General features: G+C 42.4%; 5 protein-coding genes. All 5 read right to left on the bottom strand.

Features of this window, described 5'->3' with window-relative positions:
* Nucleotides 1-101: 101 nt before the first annotated feature.
* A complete protein-coding gene (locus SPADD19_RS03410) occupies nucleotides 102-1,844 on the bottom strand; it encodes an ABC transporter ATP-binding protein (protein WP_061455209.1) in 1,743 nt (580 codons plus the stop codon).
* Nucleotides 1,841-3,568: an ABC transporter ATP-binding protein gene (locus tag SPADD19_RS03405; protein WP_061455208.1), complete on the bottom strand. Its 1,728-nt coding sequence runs from the start codon at nucleotides 3,566-3,568 to the stop codon at nucleotides 1,841-1,843. Before SPADD19_RS03405 ends, SPADD19_RS03410 begins: the two co-directional genes overlap by 4 nt.
* 115 nt (nucleotides 3,569-3,683) lie before the next feature.
* Complete coding sequence (locus SPADD19_RS03400) at nucleotides 3,684-4,883, bottom strand: MFS transporter (protein ID WP_061455207.1); 1,200 nt, start codon at nucleotides 4,881-4,883, stop codon at nucleotides 3,684-3,686.
* 58 nt (nucleotides 4,884-4,941) lie between these two features.
* Nucleotides 4,942-5,679 carry a DUF1003 domain-containing protein gene (locus tag SPADD19_RS03395; protein ID WP_061455206.1) on the bottom strand — a complete coding sequence of 246 codons (738 nt, stop codon included), beginning with the start codon at nucleotides 5,677-5,679 and terminating at the stop codon, nucleotides 4,942-4,944.
* 70 nt (nucleotides 5,680-5,749) lie between these two features.
* A partial coding sequence (locus SPADD19_RS11485; RefSeq protein WP_024055541.1) for an amino acid--tRNA ligase-related protein occupies nucleotides 5,750-5,901 on the bottom strand: 152 nt, incomplete at its 5' end.

Here is a 5,901-nt window from a genome sequence, read left to right as displayed (position 1 = left end):
CTTCGTAGAAGTTCGCTGACGTCCGTACTCACTTAAGGAAAGTTTTGAATATGTCTTTATCTTCAATCTAAGCATTTTCAAATCTGAAAATGCTTTTCATTTTAACTAATCTGTTGCTGAGCTGTCTGCATCTTGTAGTAAACACCTTGCGCTTGCATTAGCTCTTCATGAGTACCATGTTCAACAATGTCGCCATCGACCATGACAAGGATCATATCGGCATTTTGAATGGTCGACAAGCGGTGAGCAATGATAAAGCTGGTCCGTCCCTTCATGAGCTGATTAAAGGCGTCTTGAATCAAGACCTCAGTCCGAGTATCGATGGAGGATGTCGCCTCATCCAAGATCAAAATCTTAGGAACTGAAAGGAAAACCCGCGCAATCGTTAAGAGTTGGCGTTGACCTTGGGACAAAGACTCTCCAGCATCTGAAAGATACGTATCGTACTCTTTTGGCAACTGCCGAATGAAGAAATCTGCATTGGCTGCCTTGGCTGCTTCTATGACTTCTTCTCTAGTTGCATCTGGACGAGAAAAGGCGATATTTTCATGAATGGTCCCAACCTTGAGCCAGGTTTCTTGCAGAACCATACCAAACTGTTGGCGGTAAGAAGCACGGGTGTAGTCCGTAATTGGCACCCCATCAATCGTGATCTCTCCAGAATTAACAGGGTAGAAACGCATAAGCAGATTAATCAAGGTCGATTTTCCTGCTCCTGTAGGCCCTACAATGGCCACTTTACTGGCGGCTGGAACCTGAATGGTTAAATCTTTGATCAAAGTCCGCACCAAATCATAGCCAAATGAGACATGCTCAAAACCAATCGCACCTTTGACATCCTGACTTTCCAGAATCTGATGGCCTGTCTCTTCGACCTCAGCTTGATCCAAGACGCTGTACAAACGCTCTGCACAGGCAAGGGCACTTTGGAGTTCTGACAAGACAGAGGAGATGTCATTAAAGGGCTTGGTGTATTGGTTGACATAATTGAGGAAGGTCACCAATTGACCAACAGTAAAGTGAGATCCCGAAATAATGCGTACAGCACCAAATCCAGCCACTACCGCATAAATCAAGGCATTCACAAAGCGAGTGGCAGGGTTGACAGTTGAGGAATAAAAGACAGCGGATTGGGAATAATTGGCATAGCTTTCATTCGTCCCCTTAAAAGCCTTACGGAATTGATCCTGAGCATTAAAGGACTGGATCAAACTTTCCTGGGTCAAGGACTCTTCGATCAACTGAGTTTGAAGACCACGCGCCTTGGTCTGCTTTTGGAAAAGCGTATAAGAACGCTTAGCAATAAAACGAGCAATCACCAGGGATAAAGGGGTCAAGACCAGAACCGCCACCATCATAAAGAAATCCAATTCTGCCATGGTCACGATGGTGACAAGAATGGTTAAGAGCCCTACAAAGAACTGGTTAAAAACCATGAGAAGACCGCTATTAAGTTGCTCTACATCGGTCGTGAGGCGACTGACAAAGTCCCCGCTCCCTTGTTTATCTAGATAAGACAAGGGCAATCGATGCACTTTTTCCATCACTTCTGCTCTCAGGCTTTGGCTAAACCGATAGACCAATTGATTGTAGACAAGAGGATTGATCCATTGGATCAGGGTATTGGCCACAATGACCAGAACCATTTGGATCAAAACAGGCCATAAGACTGTCATCCCTTGAGGATTGATGACTAAATCAACTGCATGTCCGATCAGGATCGGTAACCAAACCGTTAAGGCCACTTGAACGATAGTTCCGATACTGGCTAGAATCAGGAGCCCGGGATGGTGAGCAAAATCTCTAAACAGACGTTTTACATAACTAGAACGTTTTTGACTCATGCTTCCTCCCTCCCGTGTTGTGAATAATGAATTTCTTGATAAATCTCATTGGTAGACAAGAGGAAATCATGATTTCCCAGTCCTACTTGATGTCCCTTGTTCAAGACCAAAATCTGATCAGCAGACTTGAGACTATTGGTTCGTTGAGATACTAGGATCAAACTTGTATCACTCAATTCTTCTTTTATCGATTTTAAGAGACGTGCTTCCGTCAAATAATCCAAGGCAGAGGTCGAATCATCCAAAATTAAGAAAGGAGCCTTCTTCAAAAGGGCACGCGCAATGGTCAACCGTTGACGTTGGCCTCCTGAGAAATTTGGACCAAAGGCCTCCACTGGCTCATCGAGTTGTCCTTCTTTTTCACGAACAAAATCAGCCGCCTGAGCTGTTTCTAGTGCCCACCACAAATCTTCATCCGATAGATTTTCTTTCATTCCAAGTAAGAGATTCGATCGAATGGTTCCTCTAAAGAGCTCTGCCTTCTGTGGGACAACAGCTACCCACTCCCGCCACTCCTTGAGAGTTCTAGGAGAGTGACCTTGATGATAGAGGGCTAATTTCCCCTGACTAACGGCATACAAATGACTCAATAACTGAACCAGGGTGGATTTCCCAGATCCTGTACCACCGATAATTCCCAACATCTGTCCATGATCCAGATCAAAGGAAATATTTTCTAGAGCTGGGCTTGAAGCAGTTGGATAAGTGAAAGAAACTTTCTGGGCGCTAATCGCTTCTTGCTCTCTTGCAGTTTCTACTGGTAAAGCTTCCAAGAGGTCTTCTTCCTTCAAATCGAAAATCTCTTGCACACGCTTGGCTGAAATATAGCTGACATTTAAAGACGTGACCAGCATCGCGAGTTTGATCAATTCTGTTAAAATTTGCAATAAATAATTGACCAAAGCGACCAACATCCCTTGGGTTAGAAGGCCAGCAGAGATATTCAATTGTCCTTGCCAAATGACACAAACCAAGGTCGTATTGACCACAAGGAAAGTCAAGGGACTCACCAAACTAGACCAGATACCAGCGCGAATTTGCCAGATTTTGTAATCCTGATTGACCTCTCTAAAATCTTCTAATTCACCAGCCTGTTGTCCAAAGGCCCGAATCACCCGCATCCCTTGAAATTGCTGACGCGTCACCGTAACCATCCGGTCTGTGATTTTCCGTATCTTAGCAAAGAGTGGATTGACAATCCGTGACATGATCACAATAATCAGGGTTAAAATCGCCACCATCCCCAAGAACCAAAGAGTAAGTTTAGGACTGATGGTGAAGGCCATGATGATAGATCCAAAGACAATGATCGGTGCCCTCAAAAAGAGACGCAAGAATTGGTTGATCCCAACCTGGATTTGATAGGTATCAGAAGTGAGACGGGTTACCAAACTAGAAGTACCGATCCTATCTCGCTTGTCCTTTGGAAGCGATAAGATCTTCTCATACAAATCCTTGGTCATCTCGCGGGTAAATCCGACAGCTGCTTTAGAAGAAAAATACTGAGCCGTAATAGCTACGACAACACCAAAGCTCGCAAATAAAAACAAAACACCAACCGTCATCACCACTGCGCTCGTTTCCTTTTTCGGAATGACCTGGTCGACTAAGTGGGCGATGATTAAGGGGACACACAATTCAAAAATAGCTTCTAAGAGTTTAAACACGGGCCCTAGAAAAGTTTCCCATAAATAGCCCTTAAAATACTTCAATAATGATTTCATACGACTCGATTCTTTTTTTATAGATATACATATTTTACCACAAATTCTTAAGATGAAAAAACTCTCCCTGCATAGCAGAGAGAGTTGAATACTGACCAGATGAAGGTCAGAAATCTTATTCCTTCTTTGTTACCTTACTTAAGATCTTGCCCATTTTCCCCAATCCAAACATCAAGAGTGGGAAAGAAAGGAGTGTTATCAGGCCTAGTACGATAAAGACTGCTACAAATCCACAAGTATCGATCAACCAACCAGTCAAAGGGAAGATGACAATCATAGATAGACTAAACATCATTGAATTGATACTCAGCATCGTTGCTCGTACACTGGATGGCAGATAAGCTTGTAAATCATTGTAGTAGATAGGTTGATAAACGGCATAAAGGGCATTGGTCAAGAGATAGACACTCAGATAGGCAAATGGAGTCTTGAATGTTACCAAAAGAAAGACCAAACCTGTCAGTGCAACCAGAATCGGAAAGACTTGATTACTATTCCATTTTTTCCCGATTTTACTGGCCAAATAAACCGCTAGGAGATTGAATCCACTACCAATTAACATGATGAGCGAAACTTGCCAACTAGCTAAGTCACTAATTTTCTGTTGGTAGTAAAAATAAAACATACACATGATGGTCCCTACCAACTGATAGGTGAGCATCCAGTGAAACAAGACTGGTTTTTCCTGCCATTCTTGTTTCACTACCTCCAATATCCGCTTTAAGGTCAAATGATTTCTTTCATCACTCTTGCTCTCTGGCTCTTTCATCAGAAAAATCAAGAGAATAGAAAGCAAGGATAGCCCGATAGCAATATAATAGGTCCAAGCCAATGCTCCGTGAATAAAGAAGCCTGCCACAACTGTACCTAACGTTCGGGTGACTTCGGCCACACCAGACAAGAAGCTAGAAATCTGAAGATAACGGTCTTTTTGACCTGCTTCCACAGCTGAATCAAATAAGAAAGCTGTACTGGTCCCCGAGTCAAAATTATAAGACCAAGCATTGACCATCATAGCAATGGCATAGATCCAAAAATTCCCCTGACCAAATAAAATCAAGATCGAGGATCCAATACTGGACAAGCGAGCCAAATAGAGATTAGTCTTGTAGCTAAATCGATCGGCCAACATACCAGATGGAATCTCACATAAAAGGCTCGTCCCATGAAAGATACTCTCTAATAGACCGATTTGAAGTAAAGAAAGACCATTCTGAATAAAAAAGAGAATCCAAAAACTGGTGATTCCAAAATAAGATGTAAATTCCAAACCTGCTAGGAGTGAAATATTGCGTTTGTAAGTTCTTTTAAACATTGTTTTTCCTCTTTCAATAGATTATATAAGTGTTTCTAAAAGACTTACTTAGATTTGCCTACATCTTCTCCACCTCCTTCATTTTTTCTTGATTCATTTCTTGACGCAACTGGGCCAATTGATTAGACAAGGACACCAACAATTCGGTTTGCAACTTTTGAATTTCCAGTAAATCCGTCTGGTCTTGCTGAACCATATGATCAATCTTCGTATGCAGTAAGCGAATTTCTCTTTCCGACTCCATATTGACGTTAAAGTCATTTCGCGCTTGCAGGCGATCATAATCTGCTGCCCTGTTTTGGCTCATCATGATCAAAGGAGCTTGAATCGCCGCAATAGTGGAAAGCGCAAGATTGAGCAAGATGAACGGATAAGGATCAAAATTCAAGCCAAAAGGATGCAGGACATTGATCAGCATCCAGATAGCCATCATCAGGATAAAACTAATGATAAAAGTCCATGAACCACCAAAGCGCGCAACAGAATCCGCCACCCTCTGACCGAAGGTATAGCTGGCTGTCAAGCGGTCTTCAACGTTAAAGGGACGCTCGCTTTCAGGCATGACAGCTGTTACCTGCTGTTTAATCGCTTCATTTTTATCATTTGCACGCTCAATAATCTGACCTAGATAATCCATACAATATTGGCTCAAATTTTTATAGGTGATAAAATCATCCATTTGACTTTCCGGGTAGGATGACTTGAGCATCTGTTGAATGCTATGGTCTAGATCTGCGATCAAAGCCCCCTGACCATCCTCGTATTCTTTCCCATCGATGATGTCTATTTTCAGCATTGAGTTTCCTTTCATAGTTTTTAGGAGCAGATATAAAAGTTAAAAACGCCTAATGGCGTTTTTACGTCTATTAAGGTTTGATACGATGCAACATACGTGGGAATGGAATAGCTTCACGAATGTGTTTTGTACCAGCCGCGAAAGTAACCATCCGTTCAATCCCAATACCAAATCCACCGTGTGGGACTGTACCGTATTTACGAAGGTCAAGGTAGAATTCAT

It is taken from the genome of Streptococcus parasanguinis (assembly GCF_001578955.1).
Lineage (GTDB): Bacteria > Bacillota > Bacilli > Lactobacillales > Streptococcaceae > Streptococcus > Streptococcus parasanguinis_U.
This window is presented reverse-complemented; position numbering and strand designations above follow the sequence as displayed.

What these genes read in the sequence shown, in the direction of transcription:
- SPADD19_RS03410 (WP_061455209.1), bottom strand. Translation starts at nt 1,844, where the DNA reads ATGAGTCAAAAACGTTCTAGTTATGTAAAACGTCTGTTTAGAGATTTT.
- SPADD19_RS03405 (WP_061455208.1), bottom strand. Translation starts at nt 3,568, where the DNA reads ATGAAATCATTATTGAAGTATTTTAAGGGCTATTTATGGGAAACTTTT.
- SPADD19_RS03400 (WP_061455207.1), bottom strand. Translation starts at nt 4,883, where the DNA reads ATGTTTAAAAGAACTTACAAACGCAATATTTCACTCCTAGCAGGTTTG.
- SPADD19_RS03395 (WP_061455206.1), bottom strand. Translation starts at nt 5,679, where the DNA reads ATGCTGAAAATAGACATCATCGATGGGAAAGAATACGAGGATGGTCAG.